Origin of the sequence: Trichlorobacter sp., from assembly GCF_030247655.1 — a bacterium.
In the GTDB taxonomy this organism is placed as follows: domain Bacteria; phylum Desulfobacterota; class Desulfuromonadia; order Geobacterales; family Pseudopelobacteraceae; genus Trichlorobacter.
In genome coordinates, this window is sequence record NZ_JAOTRZ010000022.1 from 1 (window position 1) to 26,697 (window position 26,697).

The following is a 26,697-nucleotide window of genomic DNA, read 5'->3' on the forward strand; positions in this document are numbered from 1 at the left end:
TGGTAAACGGAACAGTAAAATGGTTCAATGACAGCAAGGGTTTTGGTTTTCTTGAGCAGGAGAACGGCGAAGACGTATTCTGCCATTTTTCCGCAATCACAGGTGAAGGATTCAAATCCCTTGCTGAAGGCGATAGAGTGACTTTTGAAGTAACCAAAGGCCCTAAAGGCCTTCAGGCTTCAAACGTAACCAGAGTTTAATCTGGTAACAAAGCAGAACAAAAAAGCCCCGAGGAACTTCCTCGGGGCTTTTTTGTTGTATCTACAGCAGTCGCCCCTACAACGTCAGATCTGCATGGCCCTGACAGAGCTGATCCCTGGTTCTGGCCACCTCTTCATTTTCCAGATACTCCTCAAAAGCCATCATCCGGTCAATAACACCACCAGAGGTAAACTCCACGATCCGGTTCGCCACGGTACTGACAAACTCATGGTCATGGGAGGCAAACAGTATTACCTCGTTGAACGCAATCAGACCGTTGTTCAGGGCTGTAATCGATTCGAGGTCCAGGTGGTTGGTCGGCTCATCAAGCATCAACACGTTGGCTCCGGTCAACATCATGCGGGAAAGCATACAGCGCACCCGCTCACCACCGTAAAGCACATTGGTCTTCTTGGTGGCCTCGTCACCGGAAAACAGCATCCGCCCCAGAAATCCGCGGGCAAAGGTCTCACCTTCATTAGGCGGCGAATACTGACCAAGCCACTCAATCAGATTCAGGTCATTATCAAAGTAGGACCCGTTTTCCTTGGGGAAGTAGGCACTGGTAATGGTCACGCCCCAACGGAACGTTCCTGCATCCGGCTCCAACTCACCGGCCAGGATCTGGAACAGGGTGGTCTTGGCCAGACTGTTACCACCCACAAAAGCGATCTTGTCCCCCTTGCGCACAGTCAGGGTCAGATCCTTGAAGACCTGGACACCATCGACGGCTTTGGACAGATCTGTGATCTCCAGAATAATATCGCCACAGGGACGTTCCGGCTTAAACACCACATGGGGGTACTTACGGGATGAGACCGGCATCTCCTCAATGGTCAGCTTTTCCAGCAGCTTTTTACGGGAGGTGGCCTGCTTGGCCTTGGAGGCGTTGGAGGAGAAACGCTGGATAAACTCCTTCAGCTCATTGGCGCGGTCAGTCACCTTACGGTTTTCATCCTGTTTCTGCTTCAGGTTCAGTTGGCTGGCCTGATACCAGAAATCGTAGTTACCCACATAGACCTGAATCCGCCCAAAGTCGATATCAGCCATATGGGTACAGACCTGGTTCAGAAAGTGGCGGTCGTGGGAGACCACGATCACGGTATTGTTAAAGCGGGACAGGAACTCCTCCAGCCAGTTAATTGACTTCAAGTCAAGGTGGTTGGTCGGTTCATCCAACAGCAGGATATCGGGATTACCAAACAGGGCCTGAGCCAGCAGCACCCGCACTTTATCCCCGCCTTCCAGCTCTTTCATCTGCTTATGCCGCAACTCCTCGGGTATGCCCAGACCGTTCAGCAGCACCGCTGCCTCAGACTCGGCCTCATAGCCGTTCAGCTCAGCAAACTCACCTTCCAGCTCGGCGGATTTAATGCCATCCTCTTCAGTAAAATCGGTCTTGGCATACATCGCTTCTCGGGCGATCATCACCTCATACAGGCGGGCATGGCCCATGATCACCGTATTGAAAACCGTATGCTCATCAAAGGCAAACTGATCCTGCTTCAAAAAGGCGATCCGCTCCCGCGACCCTACCGACACTGTGCCGGCATCTGCCTCAGACAGTCCGGCCAGTATTTTGAGAAAGGTAGATTTACCGGCACCGTTGGCGCCGATCAGGCCGTAGCAGTTGCCCGGAACGAACTTGATATTGACGTCTTTAAAAATCACTCGCTTGCCGTAGGCAAGGCTGATGTTATTTGCGCTGATCATCGTAATTCTCTCTTTCTGTACATAAAAACAGAAACCACAGGGGGGCTCCCCTGTGGCTCAGGTGTTGCATATCTATAGCATAATCGCATGTGTGTGGCAATTCTAAACCTTAGAAAGCTCCTGTTGCCGTCATTTTACGATCCCTTTGGTAAAAATCATAAGGTACTGTTGCACCAGCTGCTCATCCTGCTCAGGTGAATGGCTGATCAGGCTCTCAGTCGCCAGCAGGCTCAAAAAAAAGTAATTAACCATTCCGGCCAGAGCCAAAGAGGCATTAACAGCATGGATCTCTTTGCGGAATACTCCCACTTGCACACCATCCTCAATCACTTCAGACAGAACCCTGATCACCTTACTGATGGCCGGGGCAACAATAGTGGGAAAAAAGGCAGTAGGGTTGGTTAACTCGCTGGTATAAAACCGCAACAAGTGAGGGTTGTTGCGATGACGCTGAATGGTCCAGCGCAGGTAGGTTTCAAGCAACTGTAGCGGTTCTGCCCCCTCCTGTTGCAACGCATCGATCTGCTCAAAACAGGCAAACTGCTCCTGAAGAACCGCAGCGTACAGCCCCTCCTTGCCACCAAAACAGTAGGACACCATGGAGATGCTTGCCCCCGCTGCCTGGGACAGTTCTCTGATACTGACGCCGTACAGGCCGCGTTCAGCAAACAACCGGGTTCCTACCTCCACTAATCTGCTGCGACAATCCGCCTTGGACATTTTACTCCCTCGTATTCGTGATACCGCTGGCAAGAGTAGCAAACCCATGAACAAAATCCAATTTATTGCTCTCAACCATCAATTAATTCTTGCACCAGACTACATCGTATCGCTATGATGCCTATCGAACGAACGTTCGATCTTATATCTAGCACCGTTCGCTCACCCGTGTCCAGACACGGGTACCACAACGGAATGAGCCAGAAGCTCACACTCCAGAGGAGGACGTACACAGATGTTGGAATTACGTAACAGGGTCAGAAAAAAGAATCTTCTCGGAAGAATCAAACATGTTGAAGATGTCATCCCGATGTTTAAAAACGGCATGAATATCGGCTGGTCCGGCTTCACGCCTGCCGGCTATCCTAAAATGGTACCGATTGCACTGGCCGACCATGTTGAGAAAAACAACCTGCAGGGAAAATTGAAGTTCAACCTGTTTATTGGCGCCTCGGTCGGGGTTGAAACCGAAGACCGCTGGGCATCACTGGATATGATTGACCGGCGCTGGCCTTACCAGACAGGAAAAAATATCCAGGCCGGTATCAACGAAGGTCGTATCCGCATGGGGGACCGCCACCTTTCCATGTTTGCCCAGGACCTGGGCTATGGCTTCTACACCAAAGACAATGGTGGACGGCTGGATATCGCCATCATTGAGTGCTCTGCCATCACCGAAGACGGCGGCCTGGTGTTAACCGCTTCCTGCGGTGCCGTTCCTGAGATCGTCCAGATTGCCGACAAGATTATTATCGAAATTAACACCTCAATCCCCAGCTTTGAAGGGTTGCACGACATTATCGAGCCGATCAATCCACCCCACCGCCTGCCCTATCTGATCAGTCGGGTTGATGACCGGGCCGGTTCCCCGTATGTAAGAATCGACACCGACAAGATCGTTGCCATCATTGAGTCAAACCGCCCTGACAATGGGCGCTCCTTCAGCGAGCAGGATGACACCTCCGAGGCGATAGCCAACAACATCATCGATTTCTTCAGCACTGAGGTGAAACTGGGGCGCCTGCCCAAAAGTCTGCTGCCGTTACAGTCCGGGGTTGGTTCCATTGCCAACGCAGTTATCGGCGGTCTGGCCAAAGGGCCGTTCACTGGCCTCAAGGTCTGGACAGAGGTGCTGCAGGATACCATGTTGGACTTCTTTGACTCCGGCAAGCTGGATTTTGCCTCCACCGTCTCCCTCTCCTTCTCGGTGGATGGCTTCAAACGTTTCTATGACAACTGGGACAAATACGCCAACAAGGTTATGATGCGCCCGCTCTCTATTGCCAACCACCCGGAGCCGATCCGTCGTCTGGGCTGTATTGCCATGAACACTCCGGTGGAGTTTGATATCTATACCCATGCCAACTCCACCCTGGTTGGTGGCACCCGAATGATCAACGGTATCGGCGGCTCAGGTGACTTCCTGCGTAATGCCTATCTTTCCATTATGCATACCCCGTCGGCACGTCCCACCAAGACTGACCCGACCGGGATCACCTGCGTGGTACCTCACGTACCCCACGTTGACCACACCGAGCATGACCTGGATGTACTGGTGACTGAGCAGGGCCTGGCTGATCTGCGCGGCCTGGCACCAAAGGACCGGGCACAGGAAATCATCAACAAGTGCGCCCACCCGGATTACAAACCGTTGCTTCAAGAATATCTCGACATGGCTACCAAAGACTGTCTGGCCCGCAAAGCCGGTCACGAGCCGCAGCTATTGGACCGGGTCTTCAAGATGCAGGTTAATCTGGCCAAGCACGGCACCATGAAAATTGACAACTGGGAAATTTAAAAGGAAATCCGGCCCCGCTAAAAACGGGGCCGGTTCATTTGGAGGAAATAATGGGAAACAACGATACCAGTTATTATTTAACGACCACCCTGAAGGCCCTGGAAGCAGCCTATCGCGTCAACCAAGATCTGGTGGTGGCAACACACCTGTCCCAGGCAATGGATGCCCTGCACCGGATGGCCCATCAATCAGATAAAAGCGCACGGAGCAGTCATCAAACAGCCAATGATCCATATGAAATGGATGAGTACAATTCAGCTGTCTAATCAAAATGAACAGACTAGGAGCGTACAACCAGATCCAAGCCTCACCTTCTGGTTGTCAAAGCAGATGAAGCTCATTCTGTTCAGCCAGCACTGTGCCTGTCTGTTGATTCTACTGCTGCGTTAGATGCCTGTTCTTTTTGGGGTTCGTGCAATCTCTGGTCACTTTTACGAACCAGGTAATACCCAACCGTAAGTGCCAGAATAATTGCTGCAATCCCAAGCAGGGCAGTGCCTGACAGATCTTTCACATCAAGTATAATTACCTTGCGGGCTATGGCTATGATCGCAACGGCAATCACGATACGGGCGTGATCAGGTGCTTCGTCCATATAGGTCTTGATGATAGTCTCCATCAGTTCAATCCCTATCAGTACAAGCATAAAGATGCCGAACAGTTCCAAAAGCTCATCTATCTCCAGTATCATAATCGGTGGCGACATGACGTCTTTTGCGATAACCCATATCAATTCAAGCGTACTGAGTAGTAACAGGCCTTTGAAAAACGGTTGAATTTGGTTCCTATCTCCCTTGCTTGAAGCTTTTCTGCTCTGGCTTGGAAGTAAATTGACGGTTTTGGTTGTTCGTTTTGCTGCTCTTTGACTCTTTTTTACTGCTTGATCGCCGTATTTGCGGCAAACGGCCAACTGCGGACGCACTAATTCCTACGTCTGGGCTAAAATATTCCGCAGCTTGACTAGGTTGAAGACCCCAGCTGCCAGAGTGAAGTAGAAGTCGATCTTCTCCAAGCCCACATGCCTCAGCTTCCTGAAGCCGGCAATCACCTTGGCCCATCCGAAGAATTCTTCGATCTTCTTCCGGTCCCTGATGCTTTGCTTGTAACTGGCATGCCGGGTGGTACGTCCGTCAATGGCTGTGCCCTTCTTTTTGCTGGCAACATGGGGAGTGACGCCGAGTTCGCGCAGATCATCCACATGATCTCTGGTGTCGTAGGCCTTATCGGCACCAACGGTGATCTTCTTTTTACGGTTGCCTTTCTGGCGGATGATCATCTCTTTGGCGGCTACCCGCTCTGCCTTGCCATCAGCCTGAGTTACCTCGGTTTGGGTGATGAAGCCGTTTTCGTTCTCACTCATGGCATGCCCCATGACGCTGAGTTTGGCGCTGGCACCCGCACTCTTCTTGTAGAGACGGGCATCCGGATCAGTTGTTGACCGGTGGGTCTTGTTGGAGAGCTTCTCTCCGGTAAAGTCACCGGACGGTTTGTCGGAATCGTCATCCATCGGACGAAAGCTCTTGATGGAGGCAAGGGACTCCAGCAGCGTGCCGTCAACCGAGAAGTGATCGCTGGATAAAAGTCCTTTGCGTTTTGCCTGCTGGTTGACCTCTTCCAGGAAACGACGGGCAATGTCAGCCTTGATGAGCCGGTTCTGGTTGTAGGAAAAAACACTCTGATCCCAGACCTCGTCGTCAATGGACAGACCGATGAACCAGCGGAAGGCCATGTCCGAATGGATGCGATCCATCAGCATCGGGAAACTGCGGATGGAATACAGAAACTGGAGAACCAGGCCACGCAGCAAATACTCAGGCGGCACAGACGGCCTGCCGCTTGAAGAGTAAAGGGCATCAAATTCACGATCAAGCTTTGAAAGAGCAGCATCAACCAGAGGCTTCAATGTACGGAGCGGATGCTTTGGGGGTACAAAGTGCTCCGTGGTGACATAGACGAACATGGGGCCTGCATTACTATCGGAACCGCGCATAACTTTCTCCAATAAAAACGAAATGTTATGCACAAAATATTACCAAAAACCAGCTGTTTTTACTACTTGTTTTTCAAAGGGCTGCTAAGCTGATTCCATCTAGCAGTATACATTGAGTAAATCAAGCGGTTTCTTTTTACGTTGCTGTAATGCGTCTGAAAAAAAGTTTGACCGCGCTAATATCCTTCTGGTACTTAAAATCTTTATCTGCTGACTTTGCCTGAGGTGATTGAATATGCCGTACATTGTGATTGAAGAAGACCGCTGCAAAGGTTGCGGGTTGTGTACCATTGCCTGCCCCAAAAAACTGGTGAGTTTAAGCAGCCAGCCTAATGCACTTGGCTACACACTGGCAGTATTTAACAATCCTGAAAGCTGTACCGGTTGTAGTCTCTGTGCCGAGATGTGCCCGGATGTTGCCATTACTGTGTTCAAGGAAGATAACTAGATGACTGCGCTGAAACGAAAGTTTGTCAAAGGTAATGAAGCGGTTGCCATGGCTGCCATTGAGGCCGGTGTGCAGTGTTATTTTGGCTACCCGATTACCCCCCAGAGTGATATCCCCGAATATCTTTCCCGTGAACTTCCCAAGGTGGGGGGGACCTTTATTCAGGTGGAGAGCGAGATCGGCGCCATTAACATGGTGCTGGGGGCATCGGCCTGCGGTGTGCGGGCCATGACCTCCTCCTCCGGCCCCGGCATTTCACTTAAGCAGGAAGGGATCTCTTACATGGCCGGTTCCGAGCTGCCTGGTGTGATTGTTGATATCATGCGTTCCGGTCCTGGACTGGGCGGCATTGATGCCTCTCAGGCAGACTATCATCAGGCCACCAAAGGGGGCGGTCACGGTGGCTACCGTATTATTGTACTGGCCCCTAACTCTGGCCAGGAAATGTACGACCTGACCATGCTGGCCTTTGACCTGTCTGATCAGTACCGCATGCCAGCCATGGTGCTGGCCGATTCAGTGCTGGGCCAGATGAAGGAATCGATTGTTCTCAACCCCCGTCCTACGGTTGATCTGCCTGCAAAAGGCTGGGCAGTGCGCGGTACCGGTGGTGGTCAGCAGAACGTGGTCAAGTCGCTCTACCTTGGTGATGGTGAGATGGAGAAGTTCCATTGGAAGATGCATGCCCGTTATCAGGAGCTGGCTGACAAAGAGTCCCGTTGGGAGGAATACCAGACCGCAGATGCAGAACTGATCGTGACCGCCTTTGGCTGCACCTCCCGCATTGCACGTACGGCAGTGGAGATGGCTCGGGCTGAAGGGATCAAGGTCGGACTGATGCGGCCGGTTACCCTGTTTCCATTCCCTAAAAAGGCTTATGCTGATCTGTCCAGTCACTGCAAAAAATGGCTGACCATTGAGCTTTCAACCGGCCAGATGGTGGATGATGTCCGCCTGGCTGTTGCGCGGGATGCTGAGGTTGCATTCTATGGACGTCCACCCGGAGCAGGTTCGCTGCCCACCCCGGAAGAGCTTTTTGCCCAGATCAAGAAATTCTGTTAAGGATCTATATATATGAAGCAGGTATTTTCCAAACCGGTTAGTTTGAAGGATGTTCAGACCCACTTCTGCCCCGGCTGTCACCATGGGTCAATCCATCGCCTGGTGGCTGAGGCCATGGACAGCTTTGGTATTGCCGATAAGACCATCGGCTGCGCCTCTGTGGGCTGCTCAGTGTTCCTGTACGGCTATTTCAATATTGATGTCGTGGAGTCTCCCCACGGGCGCGCTCCGGCGGTTGCCACCGGTGTCAAGCGGGCCCGGCCTGACCGGATCGTCTTCACCTATCAGGGCGACGGTGATCTGGCTGCCATCGGCACCTCAGAGATTATCCATGCTGCCAACCGTGGTGAGAAGATCACCGTGATCTTTGTTAACAACACCACCTACGGTATGACCGGTGGCCAGATGGCCCCCACCACCATGCCGGGCCAGAAGACCTCCACCTCACCCAATGGCAGGGATGTGGCCAATGACGGCAAGCCGTTCAAGATGGCAGAACTGCTTTCCAACCTGGATGGTGTGGCCTATTCCGCCAGGGTCGCCCTGAATAACCCTAAAAACGTGCTGCAGGCCAAGAAAATCATCAAAAATGCCTTTCAGTATCAGGTGGAAGGGAAGGGCTTTGCCTTTATCGAGGCGCTGGCAGCCTGTCCCACCAACTGGGGCATGAATCCGCTGGCAGCCAACGAGCGGGTGGGGAGTGAGATGATTCCTTACTTCCCGCTGGGTGTCTTTAAAAATAACGAAAACCTGTAACTGGAGTATATTCTATGCGTTATGATGTCTTTTGTGCAGGATACGGTGGCCAGGGCGTGCTGCTGGCTGGTAACCTGCTTTCCTATGCAGCCATTCGTGAAGGCAAAAATGTCTCTTTTTTCCCGGCCTATGGCGTTGAAAAACGGGGCGGGGCAGCCATGTGTACCGTGGTATTTGCCGATGGCGATACCGGTTCACCAGTGGTTGGGGAACCTTCTGTCTCGGTAATACTGAACCAGCTTTCCTTTGATAAATATGCCGCAAAGGTCAAACTGGGCGGTATCTGTCTGATTAACAGCTCGCTGGTTGAACTTGACGGGGGGGCGCTTGATGGACGGGAGCTGCTTGCCGTTCCGATGAACCAGATTGCGATTGAGCTTGGCGATGTACGGATGGTCAACATGGTGGCCTGCGGTGCTTATGCTGCTGCAACCAACGCACTTGCCATGGAATCACTTCAGGAAGCGCTGAAAGATGCCCTGCCGGAGCGTAACCATAAACTGATCCCGGCCAACATCAAGGCGATTCAGGCCGGGGCTGCTGCTGTTTTTTCTGCACGAAAAGCTTGACTCATAGTAGATAATTTGGTATTTAACTTTTCTCTTTTTTAGGGGTGTCGCCAAGCGGTAAGGCACCGGATTTTGATTCCGGCATTCCTAGGTTCGAATCCTGGCACCCCTGCCATAACAAAAACAGGCACTTACGTTATTTGCGTAGGTGCCTTTTTTGTTTGCCTCACACCGGTAATAACGTTATTCTTCGGGCCTATGGTGACTCTTAGACCAATGATTGAGGCTGATCTTGCTGCCGTGTTACGCATTGAACAGGCCTGTTTCCCCCGTGCCTGGACCAGAAAACACTTTTTGGCAGAGATTGGCTCGGAACGTGGTACGCCGGTGGTTGCCGAGTTTGATGGTCAGGTGGCTGGGTATCTTTGTTTGACCGTACTGCTGGATGAGGCAGAGGTTCTGGATGTTGCTGTTGATCCAGCCTTACAGGGCAGGGGAATCGGAGCACAGCTGATGCAGTGGGCCTGTGTCGAGGCGGTCCGGCAAGGAGCAATCGTGCTGCGGCTTGAGGTGCGGGCCACCAGCCTCCCGGCCATTGCCCTGTACGAACGGTTTGGTTTTGTCAGAAGCGGTTTGAGGAAAGCATATTACGAACAGGGTGTTGATGCCCTGTTGCTGGATAAAAACCTCGTTGAGGAGGATGTAGATGCAGTTTAAGGCCATGATTCTTGATAATGCCGAGGTCTCCCCCGGCTACTGGCGGATGCGGATGACCGCGCCGTCGGAGATGCTTGCTGCCAGACCGGGCCAGTTTGTAATGGTACGGGTCAATCCGTCGATAGATCCGTTGATCCGGCGCCCCTTTGGGGTCTTTGATGTGGGAACGCTACAGCCTGCCTACACCGGTGCGGCTCCTCAGCCATATCTGGAGATTCTGTACCGGGTGGTGGGTAAGGGAACCGGTATGCTGTCTACCCTGCATGAAAATGATATTCTGGATGTTCTGGGGCCACTGGGTACCGGTTTTGATACCGGCCCGGCTGGTGAGGAAAAGCTGATTGTGGGTGGCGGTGTCGGTCTGGCTCCGCTCTACCTGCTGGCCAAGGAGCTGGTTAAGGATTCTCCGGTACGTCTGTTTGCAGGCGGAAGAACCAAGGATGATGTGCTCTGCATTACCGAGTTTGAGCGTCTGGGGGTGGAGTGCTACACCGCAACCGAGGATGGTTCGCTGGGTGAGTGCGGTCTGGTTACCAAGGTGCTGGAGCAGCGTCTGGATACAACCGCTAACAAGGGACAGATCTTTGCCTGCGGTCCCCACGGTATGTTGAAGGCGGTGGCAGGCATTGGGGCAAAACGGAGTGTGAAAACCCAGGTCTCGCTGGAAGGCTATATGGCCTGCGGCATGGGGGCCTGTCTGGGTTGCGTCTGCCAGGGGGCTGAGCATAGCAGCGAGAACCCGGATTACCGTTGTGTCTGTACTGAAGGTCCGGTTTTTGAGGCGGATGAACTGAAGTGGGAGGGGAACTGATATGAAACCTGTTATGTCAGTTGAGATCGGCAGCCTCAAGCTGCGCAACCCGGTCATGACCGCCTCCGGCACCTTTGGCTATGGTGAGGAGTTCAGCCAGTATGTTGATCTGGAAAAGATTGGCGCCTTTGTCACCAAGGGATTGTCTTTAAAGCCCCGTGCCGGTAACCCAACCCCTCGGATTGTTGAGACGCCGGGCGGTATGCTGAACGCCATTGGTCTGCAGAACGTGGGGATTGATGCCTTTATCCAGAAAAAGGTTCCGTTCCTGCGCTCTGTCAACACGCCTGCCATTGCCAACTTCTTTGGGTATACCCCGGATGAATATGCCGAGCTGGCCAGCCGTCTGGATGCCATCCCCGAGGTTGCAGCCCTTGAGGTGAACATCTCCTGTCCCAATGTAAAACAGGGCGGGATCGTGTTCGGCACTGATCCGGGGTGTGCTGCCAGCGTGGTTGCTGCCTGTCGTGCTGCCACGAAAAAGACTCTGATCGTCAAGCTCTCACCCAATGTGACCGATATTGTAGAAATGGCCCTGGCCTGCGAAGGGGCAGGGGCAGATGCCCTGTCGGTGATCAATACCCTGACCGGTATGGCCATTGACCTGGAACGTCGCAGACCGGTGCTGGCCAATGTTACCGGTGGACTGTCCGGTCCGGCCATCAAGCCGATTGCCCTGCGGATGGTCTGGCAGGTGGCCAGGGCGGTGAAGCTGCCGGTGATTGGTATCGGCGGGATCATGTCGGCAACCGATGCCCTGGAGTTCATCCTAGCTGGTGCTACTGCGGTGCAGGTGGGTACTGCAAGTTTTGTGAACCCTGCAGCAGCCCAGGAGATTGCTGAAGGGATGGAGCAGTGGCTGGCTGAGCGGGGGATTGCTGATGTCAGGAGCCTGATCGGCGCACTGGAGGGGTAGGATGGCGAATTCAGCAGCACAACAGCTTAATCAGGGGATGCTTTCACTGGTGGACCTGAATTTTATTCTGGTCAACAAGCTGGTTGTGCTGGTGGTGGTGATTCTGTTCTTTGTCACGGTTACGGTGGTTCGCCGGATGCAGGGCAAGTCGCTTTCTTCTCAGGCTCCGACGGCGCTTAAGCTCTCATTGCTGGGGTTGGTGCTACTCTATTTCGAGGCCACGCTTACCGGGTATCCAAACTATAGTCTTATCCTTGCCCGTCTCCAGAGCGTGATTGTCCTGATCTGTCTAGCCAAGCTGGTAATCTATGTGCTGGTGGATATGGTCCTTAGCCTGCGGCGGCATGGTGATGTGCCGATGCTGCTGCGGGATGCCATCCAGCTGGCAGTCTATCTGGCTGCAGGTATCGTATCTTTGCGGTTGGTCTTTCAGGTGGACCTGTCTGCTGTAATTACCACCACCACGGTGCTTACTGCCGCCATCGCCTTTGCCATGCAGACCACGCTCTCCAATGCTTTTTATGGTTTTACGGTCCAGATTGATCCGCTGATGACACGGGGCAGCTGGATAACAATTCCTGAAAAAAACCTGTTTGGTGAGATCGTCAACGTTGGTTTCCGTTATATCACCCTGCGTACACTGGACAACAATCAGGTGCTGGTGCCCAATGCGGTTGTGGTCCAAAGCGTGGTGACCACCCACGGTTCGCTCAGTGAGGCAGCTCATGAACGGGCAGCACTGACCCTGACCATCGGCCTGCCCTATGAACTGCCTCCTGAACAGGCTAAGGCCTTGTTGTTACAAGTTCTGCAGGAAGAATGTCTGGTGCTTGATGAGCCGCAGCCGGTAGTGCGGCTTCAGACCATGAACGATAGCAGCATCGTATACCTGCTTAAATTCTGGCTGGCAGATCCGGCGCAGCGTAATCTGGCTTTGTCGGAGATCCAGACCAAGGCTTGGTATGCGGTGCATCGTTCCGGTTGGAGTTTCCCCTTTCCCCATCGCCAACTGGTTACCGCCCCTCTTAAAGAATCATTTCCCAACCAGCGGGATGAAATACTGTCAGGGGTGCGTCAATCCCATCTGTTTGATGTTTTAACTGCTGATGAAGTGGCCCACTTTGTGGACAGTGCAAAAATGCGTAGTTTTGCACCTGGTGAGGCTGCAGTCAGGCAGGGGGATGCAGGCAGCTCGCTCTTTTTTGTGCTGCGTGGTGAGATGTTGGTTGAGGTTGACGGGAGCGAAGTCGCACGTCTGGGGCAGGGCAGGATGTTTGGCGAGATGTCGCTCTTAACCGGTGAGCCTCGCAAGGCAACGGTACGGGCATGTACTGAGACGATTCTGGCGGAGCTTTCCAAGTCCGTCATAGCCGAACTGATGAACAATAATGATAAACTGATGGAGCGACTTGGTGAGGCGTTATCACGGCACACAGCCAGCAACCAGCAACAGCAGGGGCAACAGGTGGAGCCGGGGGCAGGTGAACGCAGCCCGGTGGATTACCTGAAGCGGCTGAGGGATTTCTTTGGAAAGGGGTAACCCATGTTAGCTGTTGAGGAATTGCTGAATCGTTACTGTTGTCCTGAAACCGTTGAAATCCTGATGATCCATGGCAAGATGGTGGCTGGTAAGGCACTTTCAGCCTGTGCTGCCGTTAATGCAGATCCTGATACCCGACGTCTGGTCATAGAGGCTGCCTATCTGCATGATATCGGTGTCTGCAAGGTGGATGCACCTGATATTGCCTGCCATGGTGCGGAACCATATATTCGCCACGGTGTCTTGGGTAGAGAGCTGCTTGATGCAGAGGGGCTACCGCTGCATGCCCTGATCTGTGAACGCCATACCGGGGTGGGGCTTACCGTTAAAGACATCACCAGCCAGAATCTACCGTTACCGCAGAGGGATATGACTCCAGAAACTCTTGCAGAGCGGATCATCTGCTATGCCGACCTGTTTTTTTCTAAGAATCCAGATCGGCTTGAAAAGGAAAAGTCAGCTGAAAAAATAAGGAAAAATCTGGCGAAGTTTGGTGACGATAAGGTTGCTATTTTTGAGGTTTGGCAACGGGAGTTTGGGGAATAAAAAAGCCCCCTGGGGAGGAATCCAGAGGGCAAAGTGTTGGAAGTACCCTGACAGTACATCCACCACATGAAGGATTTGTTGATGCTGGCGGCCCGTTGCGGGCCGCCTTTTTTGTGGAAGGAGTTAGAACTTGTAGGCTACTGTCATGTAACCGACGTGTGCTTCATAGTTCGGGTTTGCATAAGCACCGGTAAACATAACTCCGGCAGTTTTAGCAATCATGTAATCGTAATTAGCGTAATGATCATCACTATACCGCAGGTTTTCATACAGATAGCCCAATCCAATATTCAAGCTTTTGGTTAGGTTGTACTTCAGCTTGGCTGCAAATGAGTGCTTGGTGTAGCTATCAACATCATTATTGCTGACCAGGAGTGGCGCTGTTGTGACGGCACCGGCATTTGCAGAGAAGTCTTCCGACCCTTTTGTCTTGTCATAGCGGTAATCACCGGAAAGGGTCAGTTTGTCTTTGATTAGTGTGATATCAGTATTCAAGCCAAAGGCGTAGTTGACATCCTTGCGATCCGAGGTCCAGTTGTAGGCCGTGTTGGCAACTGTTGCTCCAAAAGGATTAGCGTCTGCTGAAGCTACAAAATAACGATGCTTTGAATTGTTATCGACCAACTCAAGATCGAAAAACGGGTTGAGTTTAACAATTCCGGCTGTGTAGCTGGCATCAACGTACAGCTCATGCCTGGTGTCTTTTTGAGTACCCAGGATCGATTTGGTATAGTCATTAATTTTGTAGCTGTACTCGGTTGAAAACGAAAGGTTGTCAAGCGGATCAAAGTCAAGGCCCATTTTGATGTTGTGCTGGTTTTTATCGGCAGTATCAACCGGACGCCACCATTGCCTGATGACGGATGAATCTGTTGCGGATGCAAACAGGTCTCCTCTGAAGTCACTGGTGCGGTTTAGGTACTGGTAACGCAATTTGGCAGACATCCAGTCAAAAAGACTGTTTTTAACCTGGGCATACAGAATGTGGTCTTTGGTGTGTGGCGCATCCGTACGGGCACTGTTGTAGGTTGCCCCAAAAATTCCAAAGTTCATGGCCCGGTTGACTTGAAGGTACTCATAGCCCGCAGATAGTTTTGTTTTTGCTGGAAGTTTATAGCTGAGATCCAGACCGCCATTTACCTTGTTGTAATCAAACTTTTCTGTTGCGGTGGTAGCTGTTGCTGCTGCACCACCGTAAATGCCGGTGGGAGAAAGGTTTTTTTTGCTTAAAAGATTCAGATAGAGTTTGACGTCCATCGGTTTGATGGGATTTGTTGTGACTGCAGCCGATGCAGTTGTATAGGTCAATTTGCCGCCAAAATTGCCGCCAAAGTTGTTTAGTGATTCCGTTAAAGCGATATCGTTACTGCTTTCGGAATAGCTTGCTCTGGCCGTAAATGTGGTGTCCCAGAATGGCATACGGTACATGACATTACCGCCGACCTTGTAGTACATGCTGTCTGGAGCAAGGTACACGATGGTTGTTGACGGGTTGCTATAGCTGTGCGTAAAGGTCTTGTTACTGTTGGTGAAATTACTGATGGTACCATCAAAAGTAACAATGAGATTTTTTGAGCGATAGCCGGTAGTTAAGTACGCATTGTCCGTCACATAATCAATGGGTGCCGGCAGTTCTTTTTGCTGAGTAACATATGTACCTATTGGCAACAACCCCTTGGTTTCATTGCGTTCTACTCTGGCATTGAAGAAGAAAGGGCTTTGGAATGAGAATTCCATTTCACCGCCATAGTTTTTTCTGTTGATCGCGTAGTCAAACGGGGAGCTTCCTGCAATCAATCCGTATGCGGCTGCATAGGTGGCACCGCTGGTAACAGGCGCTGTCAACGTGGTTGAGCCGACTCCGGTATATATTGACTTGGCGCCAAAAGTCAGGTTGTGAGGAGTTTCATCATAAAATAACGAGTATTTGAATTCATCTTGTTTACCCGCTTTAACCAAGAAACTCTGGTCGTTTCGTGTCTTGTTAGAATCGCTGTTGTAGCCAAAGTTCTTGCCTTCGAGGTAGAAAAAGTAATCTTTGCCGTAGTAGTCAAGTAGTATATTTCCTGTTATACCGGTACCAAGATCTCTATACTCATAAAATTTGGTCTTGTTACCATGAATTTCTGTGTAGTTTCCGCCAAGCTCAATATTTCCATCAAATTCATTGGCAAGTGCAGGTGCGGTACAGGCGGTCACTGCCATGATAGACGTTATCAGTACTCGTTTCATTGAGAGCCTCCTCCTTTATCGAATGAATCGCTTGCCGTTAGAACCAGGGGCGTTGCTGCCGTGGATGGTGCCGTGGCATCCGGTACAACCACGAGCCAGGCCACCACGACCTGCACTGGCAGAGCCGCCGAATACAGCTTGTCCACCATAGGGAGTGCCTGGATGACGAGACCAGTCATGGCAGCTTTGGCAAAGCTGTGGCTGCTTTTCTTTCAAGAGTTTGGCAGCTTTGGTGCCGTGGCTTCCGTGGCACTTTGTGCAGTCTTCTTCAACCGGAGGGTGTTCCCAAACATAGGGGCCGCGTTTGTCAGCATGGCACTTGTAGCAGAGCTGGTTCACATTTTCGGCCTTAAGCATGCCGTGCCCCAAAGATCCATGGGGATTGTGGCAATCAGAGCAGCTCACCTTGCCTTCAATAATCGGGTGATGTGAAAACTTGTTGGCTTGAGACTTTATGTCTTTGTGGCACTGGAAGCAGGATTCTGGCTGCTTGGCGTATGGCTTTGGATTCTTGTGGACGGTGTGGCACGATACACAGGTGACGTCATTCTTCTTGTGGTAGGAGCTGTCCCAGAACATCAGTTTCTGATTTTTGCCATGACAGGACTGGCATTGTGCATTTTGTTCTTTTGCACTGACACCTTTACCAAAGCGAATAATGTTACTCTTTGACGGGTTGGCAATGTGGGCATCGCCGCCGCCGTGGCATGATAGGCAATCCTTGCCTGCCTTGCCGTGCAGGGTTGTCTTGTGCTTGCCTGCGATGTCGGCATGGCAGGTCGCGCACTTTTCGTTGGCAAGGGCTGTGCCTGCGAACAGCAGGAGCGCACTTGCGGCTAGCATTGATAGTCTTACGAACATTCGTGGCATACGTTTTCCTCCTGTGGTAATCGTTCTACAAAAAAGATGGGTGAATTTCTTTGCTTCAGGTGCTTCCGTTCAAACAGCGATTATCCTCCTTCTGATTTTAGTGGTATTGATTGCCGTTAATTTTATGGCTATTGATTTATTAGAATTCTAATGGTGTTTAGCAATGGATGTGCCATTGTGCTGTGTATGTTGTAACGTCATTGTTTTATTGTGTTATTTTTTAGGTGTTGACTGATTAGGTAGGTTAGTTAGGAGATTGTGTAGGGTTGTGGAGGTGTCTGTGTTCAAAATACAACAGTAGGTTTTGATGGTATGGTCTTATTTCATTAAATTGAACGTAAAAGGGCTGGTTTTGGCAAAAACGGCTGTTCAAAATCCGGCGTATTGTGACGTTGATATGTTTGTCTTGGATGTAAATAAAGTGAAAACAGAATGTTGTGCGTGTGGCGAGTAGTGTTCAAAATACGGCAGTAAGATTGGTGCTGAGGAACAGGGGCGGGTAGGATCAGGCGCGATAGCTGACAAAACGGTCTGTGGACAAATGTATGCGGTCAGTCTGGTTTGTGAAGATGGTATTTTTCAATCTTGCTATAGAGCGTGCCACGGGCAATATCAAGCGCCTCTGCAGCCATTTTCAGATTCCAGTTTGATTCTTCAAGGGCCTTTTTTATCAGCGTACGTTCGGCTTCGGCAAGCGTTGGCATAGCCGTATGATGCACTGGAACAACCGATGGTTCTGTCGTTTTCAACTGGGGTGGCAGCAGCTCCCTGGTAAGACTTTTTTCACGGCAGAAGACAACGGCATGTTCAATAATGTTAGCAAGTTCACGACAGTTACCGGGCCACTCATAGGCGCAGAGCAGTGCCATCGCATCCTGGGAAATACCTTCGATCTGTTTATTGTTAATAGTGCTGAAACGCTCCAGAAAGTAGTTGGCAAGCAGGGGGATATCTGATTTACGATCGCGTAGCGGGGGGGCTTGCAGCGAAACAACATTGAGACGGTAATAGAGGTCTTCGCGAAACAGCTTTTCCCTGGTGGCTGCTATCAGATCCCGGTTCGTGGCACAGATTAAACGTACGTCTGCACGGATGGTTTCTGATCCCCCGACCCGCTGAAAGGTTCCCAGTTCAAGAATGCGTAATAGAGAGACCTGAGTTGTTGGAGAGATATCTCCAATTTCATCCAGAAACAGGGTGCCACCGGTGGCCTGTTCAAAGAAGCCTTTTTTACGGGTTATGGCACCGGTGAAGGCCCCCTTTTCATGGCCAAAAAGCTCACTGCTGATTAAGCCGTCGGCCAATGCCGCACAGTTAATCTGGATAAATGGTTTGTTTTTGCGAGAACTCTTGGCGTGGATGGCTGCTGCTATCAACTCTTTGCCGGTACCACTCTCACCGGTAATCAGAACCGTAGCCATACTCTGAGCAACCTGATTGATCTGTTCGTAGATTTCAAACATCTTTCGGTCCTGACCAATGATGTTCTCAAAGCAGAAATTCTCTCCCTGGCTGCATCGTGCAGATTTGCCGGACTGTACTGCTGCCTTGTGGTCCAGAATGGTCTGGATGGAGCGTTTGACCATCTCAAGATCCATCGGTTTCAGCAGGTAGTCGTACGCACCAGCCTTCATTGCCTTTACTACCTGCGAGGTTGTATCATCGCCGGTCAGCATAATGACAAAGATCTGGGGATATCTGTCTTTAATCTCAGTCAGTAACTCTACACCATCCATGAGCGGCATATTCATATCGGCGAAGACGATATCAGCAGGAAATGTTTGCAGGCGTGTAAGCGCCCCGTCGCCACTGTTGGTCGTTTCAATCAGGAACTGTGGATCTACACCTATGCGTGTACGGAAAATGCGGCAGTAGGCTGGCTCATCATCAACAAAAAGAATGCGGGTAGTTACGCTCATGAGGGCGTTACCTTTGAGCACATGTTGGTTTTATACTGGGCTGAAGCCGTTTGAATCATGTTTTTTAACTCACTGCGCTGCCATGGTTTGGGGAGAAAACCAAATATCCGGCCCTGTTCCAGCGCCCGGGTAACGGCGGAGGTTTCAATGAACCCTGAAAGTATAATTCTGATGGTTTCTGGCCATCTGTTGCTGACCTCATCCAAAAAGGCCAGTCCGTCTGTTTCCGGCATCTGGTAGTCTGAAATGATAATGTTAACCGGCTTGTTTTCCAATATATTCAGTGCTTCAGCAGCTGATGAGGCGGCCAGCATGGTGACGCCTTCGTTGTGGCAGAAACGTTCGAGCGTTTTCAGAATATGTTCTTCGTCATCAACACAAAGTATATGGAGTGTATCAGACATCATCCACCTCGGCCTTGATCGGCAGCGTAATTGTAAAGGTTGTTCCCTGATTCAGGTGGCTTTGTATGCTGATCGTGCCTTGGTGCTGCTGGATAATATCAGCAACGATGCTCAGCCCCAGACCGGTTCCTTTGTTAATTTCTTTGGTGGTAAAAAAAGGTTCGAATATCCGTTCTTGCAATTCATCCGGAATACCGCAACCGGTGTCGGCAATGCTGATATAGATATTTTTCGTATCTGACCAGGTGCTCACAATAACTTCTCCCCGCTTGTCCAGTGCATGGGCCGCGTTGACTAAAAGATTCATGAATGCCTGATTTAACTGCTGAGCCTGGCAATGTATAGTGGGTATATCCCCAAACTTCCGGTGTACCACTGCTTTGTGTCGTAGTTCATGGTTCGTAATCCTGATCGCGCTTTCCAGGCATTCATTGATATTCGCCTGCTTGTATTCCTGATCATCGATACGGGAAAAGCTGCGCAGGTTTTTGACGATATCTCCAACTCTGTCGGCGCCCTCCAGTGATTCCGCAATCAACGTGCCAAAGTCTCCCAAAATGTAATCAATTCCTAACTCATTCCATTTTTTATGGAGCGCTTTCATCGACTCGGGTGAGGCCGTTGATTGAAGTTCTGTCTGTTGGGCTTCAATATAGGTTTGTAACCGGGATAGATAGATCTGCAGCTCTTCCAGGTTGTTGGTTACAAAACCAATCGGGTTATTGATGTCATGGGCAACACCAGCAGCCAGCAGGCCGATGCTTGCCATCTTGTCCTGATGCAAAATCATTGCCTGACGGGACTTTAGTTCACAATACGCCTGCTCCAGATCAATACGACCCTTTTCAAGATCCCTTGTTGCCTTTTCGAGATGCTGTGTCCTCTCGTTGATACGACTTTCAAGGTTGGCGTTCAGCTCAACAAGGGCCTCTTCAGCTTTCTGGCGCTCACCAATCTCAGCCTCAAGCAGGTCGTTTGCCTGAGAAGTCTTTCTGATCTCTTCTGACAACTCTTGCTGTGTAGTCTCTATGGTTTGGTTGATCTGGCCAAGTATCCGCCAGGTAAAGGTAAACAGGATCAGGCAGAGGACGCTGCTGCCAAGTACTGCCAGTACAATAAAGTGCTGAAACTGCCTGGCCTGAAGCGTCATATCATGCAATAGAATAAAATTACCGATTTCGCGCCCACTGTTCTCTTTAAAGGGAAACACCTTGAATGCAAAATGTTTGCTGCCAAGATAGGCGGTATGCCAGCTTCTATCCTGAATCTGGTTTGGGTCTCTGCTGGTTAACAGGTGCTGCAACACAGGAGGGATTTGATCCAGGGACTTTGAAACAATGAGTTTGTCCGGAAACTGATTCCAATTTATATGCCTGTTTACCCACGAGTATCCAATGGGGGCGGTGTTCTCGCCCAGTAAGGCTTTGTTGATCACCAGAAGATAATCAATATTGTTTATAATTGAGAGATCAGAGAGGATGTCGTTGACGTCAGTTCCCAGTTCGATGTACCCCAGTAACTCAGCCTGGGATTTCCAGGGGATCACCAGGCGCAGGGTTAGTGTGCCAAATGGTCCCAGTTCCAGACCATGGCTCGGGGTACCGGTTTCCCGTGCCTGATTCAGACTGCCTCTGATTATAAGGTCACTGTGCTGATCCGGTTGATGGACCCTTAAGAAATTTTTGCCGGTTGGGTCATGGAAATAGAGATGAGTGATTTTGTTTTTAGAAAGTTTTCGTAAATAGGGATGGGCTTCTGAATAGAGTGCGGTGCGATCTTTGCGACGCATCGCCTGTTTCAGTTTTGGATCGTTGATAATAGTATTGGCTTCGGCACTCATTAACTCGGTTTTTGACACAAGCAAGGCCTTGAATACTGCTATAGATTCTCCGTGTTCTCTGTTTAGTGTGTTGGAAATGCCATCATTGCGAATGGTAAACAGGGCCAGCAGAAAGCAGCAAAGCAGTACCAGAAAGGTGAGAGTCAAAGGGATAAGTATCTGATGGCGTATGTTTGAATGGCTGCTCATAGGTATGTGTGTCCTGATAATGTTAGAAAATATTATGGTTATTCAGGGCGTTACTTCGCTTGCTGACAAACTTTGAACACTGATCCACTGTGTTGTCAATAGGCCAGTTATTGATTTCTCGGTCTGGACAGCAATGGGTCCGCTGAAGTATATGAAGAGAGAGGAATATAAGGAGGCAGGCATGATTAAGAGTATGACCGGATATGGCAAGGGCGAAGCAGCAGATATTAAGGGGCACTGCGTAGTTGAACTTAAGACAGTAAATAACCGGTATGGTGAGGTGTCAGTCAAGATGCCGCGCAGTTTTCTGGCTTACGAGCATGAGGTGCGCAAGGTGGTTGGGGCGCGGGTTAAACGGGGTAAGGCAGATCTTTTTGTGCAGTGGGAGCCAGCTACTGGTGAGGTGGTGGTACCACCGTTGAATCACGCGGTGGCCAAGGGGTATCATCAGGCTTTTTTGGATCTGGCCCATGAGCTGCATGTCTCTGCAGAGATTCCACTGTCATTGATACTTGCTCAACGAAATGTGCTGCAGGAATCAGCCAGTGAAGAGCAGGGAGATCTTTTGCCGCTTGTATTGCAAGCAGTGGGGCAAGCCCTTGATGGTCTGGACGGGATGCGGCTGCGTGAAGGCGAAGCGCTGCAGGCTGATCTGAAGGGGCGACGCACTGATCTGGCCGCTCTGGTTGCCCAGGTGCGAAAGCGTGCTCCCCAGGTGGTTGACGAGTATCAGCAGAAGTTGCAACAGCGGCTGGAAAAACTGCTGGGCGGAACAGAGCTTGATCCACAGCGTCTGGCCCAGGAGGTGGCCCTGCTGGCTGACCGTTGTGATATTACAGAAGAACTGGTGCGGCTGGAGAGCCACTTTCTTCAGTTTGATGAAACCCTGTTGCTGAAAGAGCCGGTTGGACGCAAACTGGATTTTCTGATGCAGGAGATCAACCGTGAAGTCAATACCATCGGCTCCAAGGCGAATGATTCGGTTATTACCTCACTGGTGGTGCAGATGAAAGCTGAGTTGGAGAAGATGCGGGAACAGGTCCAAAATATTGAATAGGAACGGTCTTTTTTCGCTCTGAGCACGTCAGTTTTCAAAATGGCTTGTCAACGCACTGATTGGTACGCCTTCGCGCCATTTCTCAACTGCCGCACTCAAGAGCAAAAAAATCTTCGTTCCTTACTTGTGGGGGGGATATGCAGCAAGAAGGTCTTTTAATCGTTATTTCAGCGCCGTCCGGGGCTGGTAAGACAACACTTTGTAATGCTCTGGTCAGCCGTTTTCCTGCGTTGAAAGAGTCAATCAGTTATACGACTCGTCAACCAAGGCCAGGGGAGCAGGATGGGGTTGATTACCATTTCGTCTCAATTGAATATTTCAAGCAGATGATTGCTGAAGAAGGGTTTGCCGAGTGGGCTGAGGTGCATGGTAATTTCTATGGCACCGCCATAGCCACGTTGGAGCAGTCCAGGGTTGATGGCATTGATATCCTGCTGGATATTGATTGTCAAGGGGCGCGTATCCTTAAGGAACGTGGTATTAACGGCCTGTTTGTCTTTGTGTTGCCTCCCAGCATGTCAGAACTGCGACGTCGTCTGGAATCCCGTTCATCCGATGCAAAAGAGGTGATCGAACGTAGGATTATACGGGCAACCGAGGAGATCCGGGAAGCCCGCTGGTATGATTACATTGTGGTAAATGACCGGCTTGACGAGGCCCATGAGGCGTTGGCCTCAATTGTGACTGCAGCTCGTCAGACAACTGGACGTATGTTGGGGCAGGTGTCGAAAATGTTTGATATTTGAGCTGGTATAGGTATAATCACCACTCCATTACTTGTTTATGGATAAAAGGAGATAGAGACGATGGCACGGGTTACTGTTGAAGATTGTCTTGAAAAAGTGGATAACCGTTTTATGCTGGTTATGATGGCCTCCAAGCGGGTCAAGCAGCTGTATAAAGGGGCCAAACCCCTGATTGACCCCAAAAATAACCGCAATGTGGTTACCTCGCTGCGTGAGATTGCTGCCGGTAAATTTACCGCCGAGTTTATCAGCAAACGCTCTGCATGATTGGATCATCTCTGGAGGCCTGCCGTCTGGTAGTGCCTCCATTTTTGCGTCTTCCCCCGATGTTCATGACTCTGGTCATTCGATAGTACCTATTCCTCATGATCCGCCTAAACGATATCCTTGATACGGTTGTTACCTATAACCCGTCTGCTGATCTTAACCTGATCAGAAAGGCCTACGTGTACTGTGCCAAGGTACATCAAGGCCAGACGCGGCTTTCCGGTGAGCCGTATATTATCCATCCTCTGGAAGTTGCTGGACTCCTGGCGGGCCTCAAGCTGGATGTGCCCAGTATTGTAACCGGTTTCCTGCATGATACCATCGAAGATACCCTGACTACCTCAGAGGAGCTGGCTGAGATGTTTGGCAAGGAGGTTGCCGAACTGGTTGACGGGGTAACCAAGATCAGCAAGATTCACTTTAAGACCAAGGAAGAGAATCAGGCTGAGAACTTCCGCAAGATGTTGATCGCCATGGCCAATGACATCAGGGTGATTCTGGTGAAACTGGCTGACCGGCTGCATAATATGCGGCTCCTGCAGTTTCAGCCTGACACCAAGCAGCGTTCAATCTCCCGAGAAACCATGGATATCTATGCCCCGATTGCTCACCGGTTGGGGATATCCTGGATCAAGACTGAACTTGAAGATCTCTCGTTCCGTTATCTGCAGCCGGATGTTTATTTTGATCTTTCAACCAAAATTCAGCGTAAGAAGCAGGAGCGAGAGTCTTTTATCCATGAGATTCAGGACACGATTCGCCAAAAACTGGTTGAGCATCAGATTGTTGGCGAGGTCTCGGGCCGTAGCAAGCACCTCTATTCAATTTACCGCAAGATGGAAAAGCGCAACGTTGAATTTGAGGAGATCTATGACCTGACCGCCCTGCGGATTCTGGTGGATGATATCAAGAGTTGTTACGAGGTGCTGGGGATTATCCATTCATCCTGGCGACCTATTCCTGGGCGGTTTAAAGATTATATCGCCATGCCCAAGGGGAATATGTACCAGTCACTGCATACCACGGTGATTGGTCCCCATGGTGACCGGATGGAGGTGCAGATCCGCACCCATGAGATGCATCGGGTCGCTGAGGCTGGTATTGCCGCACATTGGAAATACAAAGAAGGCAAAGGCTACGATGAGAAAGAGGTCAAGCGCTTTGCCTGGCTGCGCCAGTTGCTGGAATGGCAGCAGGAACTGCAGGACTCCCGCGAATTCATGGATTCAGTCAAGGTTGAACTGTTTCCTGAAGAGGTCTATGTCTTTACCCCCAAGGGGGATGTAAAAGGTTTCCCCAAGGGCTCGACCCCGATTGACTTTGCCTACGCCGTGCATACCGATGTGGGGCACCGCTGTGTGGGGGGCAAGGTTAACGGTAAACTGGTGCCGCTCAAGCATGAACTGCAGAATGGTGATATTGTAGAGGTTATTACCTCTCCCCATCACACTCCCAGTAAGGACTGGCTTAAAATTGTCCGTTCTTCCCGGGCTCGCAATAAGATCAGAGCCTGGATCAAGATTGAAGAACGCAAGCGCAGTATTGTGCTGGGACGCGAACTCTGTGAAAAAGAATTTCGTAAATATTCGCTTAATCTGCAAAAGCTTGTCAAGGGTGGTGAGCTGAGAAAAGTTGCCAATGAGTATGGTTTTAACATGGAGGATGACCTGCTGGCAGCAATGGGCTACGGCAAGATTTCAGCTGGCCAGGTTGTTGCAAAACTGATTCCTGAAGAGCGGATGCAGGCTCGCAAGAATCAGAAAGAATCACGCATCACCAGTGTCATTAATAAGCTGAAAGGACGGTCCTCCAGTGCGGTTGAGGTTGGTGGCATGGAAGATATCATGATCCGCTATGCCAAATGCTGCAACCCGCTGCCCGGAGACGATATTGTCGGTTTCATTACTCGGGGGCAGGGTGTTGCGATTCATACCGCGGACTGCCCCTTTGCCGCTGAAAGTGACCCTGAGCGCCGTATCGATGTGACCTGGGCCAAGGGCAAGAGTGCTGCTCTGCCGGTCAGGTTGCGGGTCTTCTGTATGGATGAAAAAGGTATTCTGGCTAACATGACCCTGGCTATTACCAATGCTGAAGCCAATATTGTCAGTGCCCAGATCAAGAGTACCGTTGATAAACGGGGTGAGAATATCTTTGAGTTGAACGTGACTGACCTGACCCACCTGAACAAGGTGGTGAATTCGCTGATGAAGGTGAAAGGGGTCATGAAGGTGGAGCGGGTAAAGAGCTAGGAGTGAGGTGTTCTATGAAAAGTATTGTGACTGACAAGGCACCGGCGGCCATCGGGCCGTATTCCCAGGCTATTGTGGCAGGTGGGCTGTTGTTCTGTTCTGGTCAGATTCCGCTTGATCCTGTATCGGGAGAGCTGGTTGTCGGTACGGTTGAGCAGGAAACAGAGCGGGTGATGGAGAATCTACGAGGGGTGCTTGAGGCTGCTGGCACTGATTTTAACCATTTGGTTAAGACAACCATTTACTTGACAGATATGGCTGATTTCACGGCTGTTAACCAGGTCTATGGTCAGTATTTTTCAACAATTAAGCCAGCCCGGGCCACGGTTGCTGTTGCTGCGCTGCCCCGTGGAGCCCGTGTGGAAATTGAGGCTGTTGCAGAGTTGAAAAACTAAACAAGCCGTGTGCAAACGAGTGCACACGGCTGTTTAAAGGGGTGTTACCGGAAAGGCTACAGAGCCTTGGTAACGGAGCCGGAACGGATGCAGCGGGTACAAACCTTGATGGTTGACACACTACCGTTGGCTGCCTTGGCCTTAACCTTCTGCAGGTTAGGGTACCAGGTGGTACGGGTCTTGTTGTTGGCATGGCTCACATGTTGCCGGTGCTGGGGCCTTTACCGCAAATTTCACATTTTCTGGACATGGATCTTACCTCCCGTGCTAACTGAACAAATTCTTTTATCAGAATCAGTTCTCAGGTGCAAGGAAAAATACCGATATGAAAATCTTTAAAGCACTCCTGTCGTTACTTATGCTTACTGTGTTGATTGTTACTGCACTATTTATTGATTTCACCTACAAAACCTTTTCTGCACGCCCGCGTCAGGTGCAGGTTGATGCGATTGTTGTGCTTGCCGGTGGTAAGGGGCGGGTTGAGGAGGGGGTACGTCTTTTCAGGGAGGGGCGTGGCAACTGGCTGTTTTTGGTGGGTGTTGATCCCACGGTCAGGAAATCGGATCTGTACCGTCCCAAGCCCGGTGATCCATCATCAGAGAATGTCATTCTTGAAAAACTGTCTCGGAATACGTTGGAAAATGCCATTTATGGTCGTGATATCCTGGCTGAACATAAGGTCCGCTCGGTATTGTTGATCACCTCCCGCTATCACTTGAAACGCTCAGCCATACTCTTTCGCAATGCACTTCCACCTGAAGTCGCTTTGTATCCCTATCCGGTTGACAGCAGTAATGTCAAA

At 50.7% G+C, this 26,697-nt stretch carries 27 protein-coding genes, 1 tRNA gene and 1 pseudogene; 19 read left to right on the forward strand and 10 right to left on the reverse strand.

Annotated features, from left to right (window positions below):
• The coding region (locus OEL57_RS03445; protein WP_300737110.1) for a cold-shock protein at window positions 1-200 on the forward strand (200 nt) is incomplete at its 5' end.
• Between the two features lie 76 nt (window positions 201-276).
• Here the strand turns inward: OEL57_RS03445 and OEL57_RS03450 are convergent.
• Together OEL57_RS03450 and OEL57_RS03455 are read right to left on the reverse strand one after the other, a co-directional pair.
• Complete coding sequence (locus OEL57_RS03450) at window positions 277-1,914, reverse strand: ABC-F family ATP-binding cassette domain-containing protein (RefSeq protein ID WP_300737113.1); 1,638 nt, start codon at window positions 1,912-1,914, stop codon at window positions 277-279.
• Window positions 1,915-2,043: 129 nt separating this feature from the next.
• On the reverse strand, window positions 2,044-2,634 hold the full coding sequence (locus tag OEL57_RS03455; RefSeq protein ID WP_300737115.1) for a TetR/AcrR family transcriptional regulator: 591 nt from the start codon (window positions 2,632-2,634) through the stop codon (window positions 2,044-2,046).
• A 235-nt stretch (window positions 2,635-2,869) separates the two neighbouring features.
• On the opposite strand from OEL57_RS03455, the gene OEL57_RS03460 reads away from it, so the two are divergent.
• Together OEL57_RS03460 and OEL57_RS03465 are read left to right on the forward strand one after the other, a co-directional pair.
• The gene (locus OEL57_RS03460) at window positions 2,870-4,432 is read left to right on the forward strand and encodes an acetyl-CoA hydrolase/transferase C-terminal domain-containing protein (RefSeq protein WP_300737117.1); all 1,563 of its coding nucleotides are present in this window, start codon (window positions 2,870-2,872) and stop codon (window positions 4,430-4,432) included.
• Between the two features lie 50 nt (window positions 4,433-4,482).
• A complete protein-coding gene (locus tag OEL57_RS03465) occupies window positions 4,483-4,698 on the forward strand; it encodes a hypothetical protein (protein WP_300737119.1) in 216 nt (71 codons plus the stop codon).
• Window positions 4,699-4,778: 80 nt separating this feature from the next.
• Here OEL57_RS03465 and OEL57_RS03470 read toward each other — a convergent pair whose 3' ends face one another.
• Both OEL57_RS03470 and OEL57_RS03475 read right to left on the reverse strand, forming a co-directional pair.
• On the reverse strand, window positions 4,779-5,354 hold the full coding sequence (locus OEL57_RS03470) for a phosphate-starvation-inducible PsiE family protein (RefSeq protein WP_300737121.1): 576 nt from the start codon (window positions 5,352-5,354) through the stop codon (window positions 4,779-4,781).
• A gap of 6 nt (window positions 5,355-5,360) precedes the next feature.
• Window positions 5,361-6,422, reverse strand: coding sequence for an IS5 family transposase (locus OEL57_RS03475; protein ID WP_300737123.1), 1,062 nt, complete (start codon window positions 6,420-6,422; stop codon window positions 5,361-5,363).
• 235 nt (window positions 6,423-6,657) lie between these two features.
• Between OEL57_RS03475 and OEL57_RS03480 the strand changes: the two genes are divergently transcribed.
• From OEL57_RS03480 to OEL57_RS03525, 10 genes are all read left to right on the forward strand, one after another.
• The gene (locus OEL57_RS03480) at window positions 6,658-6,870 is read left to right on the forward strand and encodes an indolepyruvate ferredoxin oxidoreductase subunit alpha (RefSeq protein WP_300737125.1); all 213 of its coding nucleotides are present in this window, start codon (window positions 6,658-6,660) and stop codon (window positions 6,868-6,870) included.
• Window positions 6,871-7,932, forward strand: a complete 1,062-nt coding sequence (locus OEL57_RS03485) for a 3-methyl-2-oxobutanoate dehydrogenase subunit VorB (RefSeq protein ID WP_300737127.1) — start codon at window positions 6,871-6,873, stop codon at window positions 7,930-7,932.
• Window positions 7,933-7,944: 12 nt separating this feature from the next.
• Complete coding sequence (locus OEL57_RS03490; protein ID WP_300737129.1) at window positions 7,945-8,688, forward strand: thiamine pyrophosphate-dependent enzyme; 744 nt, start codon at window positions 7,945-7,947, stop codon at window positions 8,686-8,688.
• Window positions 8,689-8,702: 14 nt separating this feature from the next.
• Window positions 8,703-9,257 carry a 2-oxoacid:acceptor oxidoreductase family protein gene (locus OEL57_RS03495; protein ID WP_300737131.1) on the forward strand — a complete coding sequence of 185 codons (555 nt, stop codon included), beginning with the start codon at window positions 8,703-8,705 and terminating at the stop codon, window positions 9,255-9,257.
• A 40-nt stretch (window positions 9,258-9,297) separates the two neighbouring features.
• Window positions 9,298-9,372 (forward strand) — tRNA-Gln (locus OEL57_RS03500).
• A 101-nt stretch (window positions 9,373-9,473) separates the two neighbouring features.
• Window positions 9,474-9,914: a ribosomal protein S18-alanine N-acetyltransferase gene (gene rimI / locus OEL57_RS03505; protein WP_300737133.1), complete on the forward strand. Its 441-nt coding sequence runs from the start codon at window positions 9,474-9,476 to the stop codon at window positions 9,912-9,914.
• On the forward strand, window positions 9,904-10,725 hold the full coding sequence (locus OEL57_RS03510) for a dihydroorotate dehydrogenase electron transfer subunit (protein ID WP_300737135.1): 822 nt from the start codon (window positions 9,904-9,906) through the stop codon (window positions 10,723-10,725). Before rimI ends, OEL57_RS03510 begins: the two co-directional genes overlap by 11 nt.
• Window position 10,726: 1 nt before the next feature.
• The gene (locus OEL57_RS03515; protein WP_300737137.1) at window positions 10,727-11,641 is read left to right on the forward strand and encodes a dihydroorotate dehydrogenase; all 915 of its coding nucleotides are present in this window, start codon (window positions 10,727-10,729) and stop codon (window positions 11,639-11,641) included.
• Window position 11,642: 1 nt separating this feature from the next.
• Complete coding sequence (locus OEL57_RS03520; RefSeq protein WP_300737139.1) at window positions 11,643-13,181, forward strand: mechanosensitive ion channel family protein; 1,539 nt, start codon at window positions 11,643-11,645, stop codon at window positions 13,179-13,181.
• A 3-nt stretch (window positions 13,182-13,184) separates the two neighbouring features.
• Window positions 13,185-13,727 (forward strand): HD domain-containing protein, encoded by a 543-nt coding sequence (locus OEL57_RS03525; RefSeq protein WP_300737142.1) that lies wholly within the window; start codon window positions 13,185-13,187, stop codon window positions 13,725-13,727.
• A 123-nt stretch (window positions 13,728-13,850) separates the two neighbouring features.
• Here OEL57_RS03525 and OEL57_RS03530 read toward each other — a convergent pair whose 3' ends face one another.
• The 5 genes from OEL57_RS03530 to OEL57_RS03550 all read right to left on the reverse strand — a co-directional run bounded on the left by OEL57_RS03530 (window position 13,851) and on the right by OEL57_RS03550 (window position 21,181).
• Window positions 13,851-15,959, reverse strand: coding sequence for an MtrB/PioB family outer membrane beta-barrel protein (locus OEL57_RS03530; RefSeq protein WP_300737145.1), 2,109 nt, complete (start codon window positions 15,957-15,959; stop codon window positions 13,851-13,853).
• A 15-nt stretch (window positions 15,960-15,974) separates the two neighbouring features.
• Complete coding sequence (locus OEL57_RS03535) at window positions 15,975-16,829, reverse strand: DmsE family decaheme c-type cytochrome (protein WP_300737147.1); 855 nt, start codon at window positions 16,827-16,829, stop codon at window positions 15,975-15,977.
• A gap of 551 nt (window positions 16,830-17,380) precedes the next feature.
• Window positions 17,381-18,748 (reverse strand): sigma-54-dependent transcriptional regulator, encoded by a 1,368-nt coding sequence (locus OEL57_RS03540; RefSeq protein ID WP_300737149.1) that lies wholly within the window; start codon window positions 18,746-18,748, stop codon window positions 17,381-17,383.
• A complete protein-coding gene (locus OEL57_RS03545; RefSeq protein WP_300737152.1) occupies window positions 18,745-19,152 on the reverse strand; it encodes a response regulator in 408 nt (135 codons plus the stop codon). The genes OEL57_RS03540 and OEL57_RS03545 overlap by 4 nt, the downstream gene beginning before the upstream one ends.
• Window positions 19,145-21,181: an ATP-binding protein gene (locus tag OEL57_RS03550; RefSeq protein WP_300737154.1), complete on the reverse strand. Its 2,037-nt coding sequence runs from the start codon at window positions 21,179-21,181 to the stop codon at window positions 19,145-19,147. Before OEL57_RS03550 ends, OEL57_RS03545 begins: the two co-directional genes overlap by 8 nt.
• A 181-nt stretch (window positions 21,182-21,362) precedes the next feature.
• Between OEL57_RS03550 and OEL57_RS03555 the strand changes: the two genes are divergently transcribed.
• The 5 genes from OEL57_RS03555 (at window position 21,363) to OEL57_RS03575 (ending at window position 25,895) form a co-directional block, all read left to right on the forward strand.
• Complete coding sequence (locus tag OEL57_RS03555) at window positions 21,363-22,238, forward strand: YicC/YloC family endoribonuclease (RefSeq protein WP_300737155.1); 876 nt, start codon at window positions 21,363-21,365, stop codon at window positions 22,236-22,238.
• Between the two features lie 137 nt (window positions 22,239-22,375).
• Window positions 22,376-22,984, forward strand: coding sequence for a guanylate kinase (gene gmk / locus OEL57_RS03560; RefSeq protein ID WP_300737156.1), 609 nt, complete (start codon window positions 22,376-22,378; stop codon window positions 22,982-22,984).
• 60 nt (window positions 22,985-23,044) lie between these two features.
• Window positions 23,045-23,251 carry a DNA-directed RNA polymerase subunit omega gene (gene rpoZ / locus OEL57_RS03565; protein ID WP_300737157.1) on the forward strand — a complete coding sequence of 69 codons (207 nt, stop codon included), beginning with the start codon at window positions 23,045-23,047 and terminating at the stop codon, window positions 23,249-23,251.
• 98 nt (window positions 23,252-23,349) lie between these two features.
• Window positions 23,350-25,500, forward strand: coding sequence for a RelA/SpoT family protein (locus OEL57_RS03570; RefSeq protein WP_300737158.1), 2,151 nt, complete (start codon window positions 23,350-23,352; stop codon window positions 25,498-25,500).
• 14 nt (window positions 25,501-25,514) lie between these two features.
• Complete coding sequence (locus tag OEL57_RS03575) at window positions 25,515-25,895, forward strand: RidA family protein (RefSeq protein ID WP_300737159.1); 381 nt, start codon at window positions 25,515-25,517, stop codon at window positions 25,893-25,895.
• Between the two features lie 56 nt (window positions 25,896-25,951).
• Here OEL57_RS03575 and rpmB read toward each other — a convergent pair.
• A pseudogene (gene rpmB / locus OEL57_RS03580) lies at window positions 25,952-26,145 on the reverse strand (50S ribosomal protein L28).
• 75 nt (window positions 26,146-26,220) lie between these two features.
• Between rpmB and OEL57_RS03585 the strand changes: the two are divergent.
• The coding region (locus OEL57_RS03585; RefSeq protein ID WP_300737161.1) for a YdcF family protein at window positions 26,221-26,697 on the forward strand (477 nt) is incomplete at its 3' end.

Excerpts from the sequence above, each read along its gene's own strand:
- OEL57_RS03555 (WP_300737155.1), top strand. The coding sequence starts at position 21,363 with ATGATTAAGAGTATGACCGGATATGGCAAGGGCGAAGCAGCAGATATT.
- OEL57_RS03520 (WP_300737139.1), top strand. The coding sequence starts at position 11,643 with ATGGCGAATTCAGCAGCACAACAGCTTAATCAGGGGATGCTTTCACTG.
- OEL57_RS03460 (WP_300737117.1), top strand. The coding sequence starts at position 2,870 with ATGTTGGAATTACGTAACAGGGTCAGAAAAAAGAATCTTCTCGGAAGA.
- OEL57_RS03510 (WP_300737135.1), top strand. The coding sequence starts at position 9,904 with ATGCAGTTTAAGGCCATGATTCTTGATAATGCCGAGGTCTCCCCCGGC.
- OEL57_RS03575 (WP_300737159.1), top strand. The coding sequence starts at position 25,515 with ATGAAAAGTATTGTGACTGACAAGGCACCGGCGGCCATCGGGCCGTAT.
- OEL57_RS03465 (WP_300737119.1), top strand. The coding sequence starts at position 4,483 with ATGGGAAACAACGATACCAGTTATTATTTAACGACCACCCTGAAGGCC.
- OEL57_RS03570 (WP_300737158.1), top strand. The coding sequence starts at position 23,350 with ATGATCCGCCTAAACGATATCCTTGATACGGTTGTTACCTATAACCCG.
- OEL57_RS03550 (WP_300737154.1), bottom strand. The coding sequence starts at position 21,181 with ATGAGCAGCCATTCAAACATACGCCATCAGATACTTATCCCTTTGACT.
- OEL57_RS03535 (WP_300737147.1), bottom strand. The coding sequence starts at position 16,829 with ATGCCACGAATGTTCGTAAGACTATCAATGCTAGCCGCAAGTGCGCTC.
- OEL57_RS03530 (WP_300737145.1), bottom strand. The coding sequence starts at position 15,959 with ATGAAACGAGTACTGATAACGTCTATCATGGCAGTGACCGCCTGTACC.
- rpoZ (WP_300737157.1), top strand. The coding sequence starts at position 23,045 with ATGGCACGGGTTACTGTTGAAGATTGTCTTGAAAAAGTGGATAACCGT.
- OEL57_RS03540 (WP_300737149.1), bottom strand. The coding sequence starts at position 18,748 with ATGAGCGTAACTACCCGCATTCTTTTTGTTGATGATGAGCCAGCCTAC.
- rimI (WP_300737133.1), top strand. The coding sequence starts at position 9,474 with ATGATTGAGGCTGATCTTGCTGCCGTGTTACGCATTGAACAGGCCTGT.
- OEL57_RS03515 (WP_300737137.1), top strand. The coding sequence starts at position 10,727 with ATGAAACCTGTTATGTCAGTTGAGATCGGCAGCCTCAAGCTGCGCAAC.
- OEL57_RS03475 (WP_300737123.1), bottom strand. The coding sequence starts at position 6,422 with ATGCGCGGTTCCGATAGTAATGCAGGCCCCATGTTCGTCTATGTCACC.
- OEL57_RS03545 (WP_300737152.1), bottom strand. The coding sequence starts at position 19,152 with ATGTCTGATACACTCCATATACTTTGTGTTGATGACGAAGAACATATT.
- OEL57_RS03455 (WP_300737115.1), bottom strand. The coding sequence starts at position 2,634 with ATGTCCAAGGCGGATTGTCGCAGCAGATTAGTGGAGGTAGGAACCCGG.
- OEL57_RS03495 (WP_300737131.1), top strand. The coding sequence starts at position 8,703 with ATGCGTTATGATGTCTTTTGTGCAGGATACGGTGGCCAGGGCGTGCTG.
- OEL57_RS03525 (WP_300737142.1), top strand. The coding sequence starts at position 13,185 with ATGTTAGCTGTTGAGGAATTGCTGAATCGTTACTGTTGTCCTGAAACC.
- OEL57_RS03450 (WP_300737113.1), bottom strand. The coding sequence starts at position 1,914 with ATGATCAGCGCAAATAACATCAGCCTTGCCTACGGCAAGCGAGTGATT.
- OEL57_RS03490 (WP_300737129.1), top strand. The coding sequence starts at position 7,945 with ATGAAGCAGGTATTTTCCAAACCGGTTAGTTTGAAGGATGTTCAGACC.
- OEL57_RS03480 (WP_300737125.1), top strand. The coding sequence starts at position 6,658 with ATGCCGTACATTGTGATTGAAGAAGACCGCTGCAAAGGTTGCGGGTTG.
- gmk (WP_300737156.1), top strand. The coding sequence starts at position 22,376 with ATGCAGCAAGAAGGTCTTTTAATCGTTATTTCAGCGCCGTCCGGGGCT.
- OEL57_RS03485 (WP_300737127.1), top strand. The coding sequence starts at position 6,871 with ATGACTGCGCTGAAACGAAAGTTTGTCAAAGGTAATGAAGCGGTTGCC.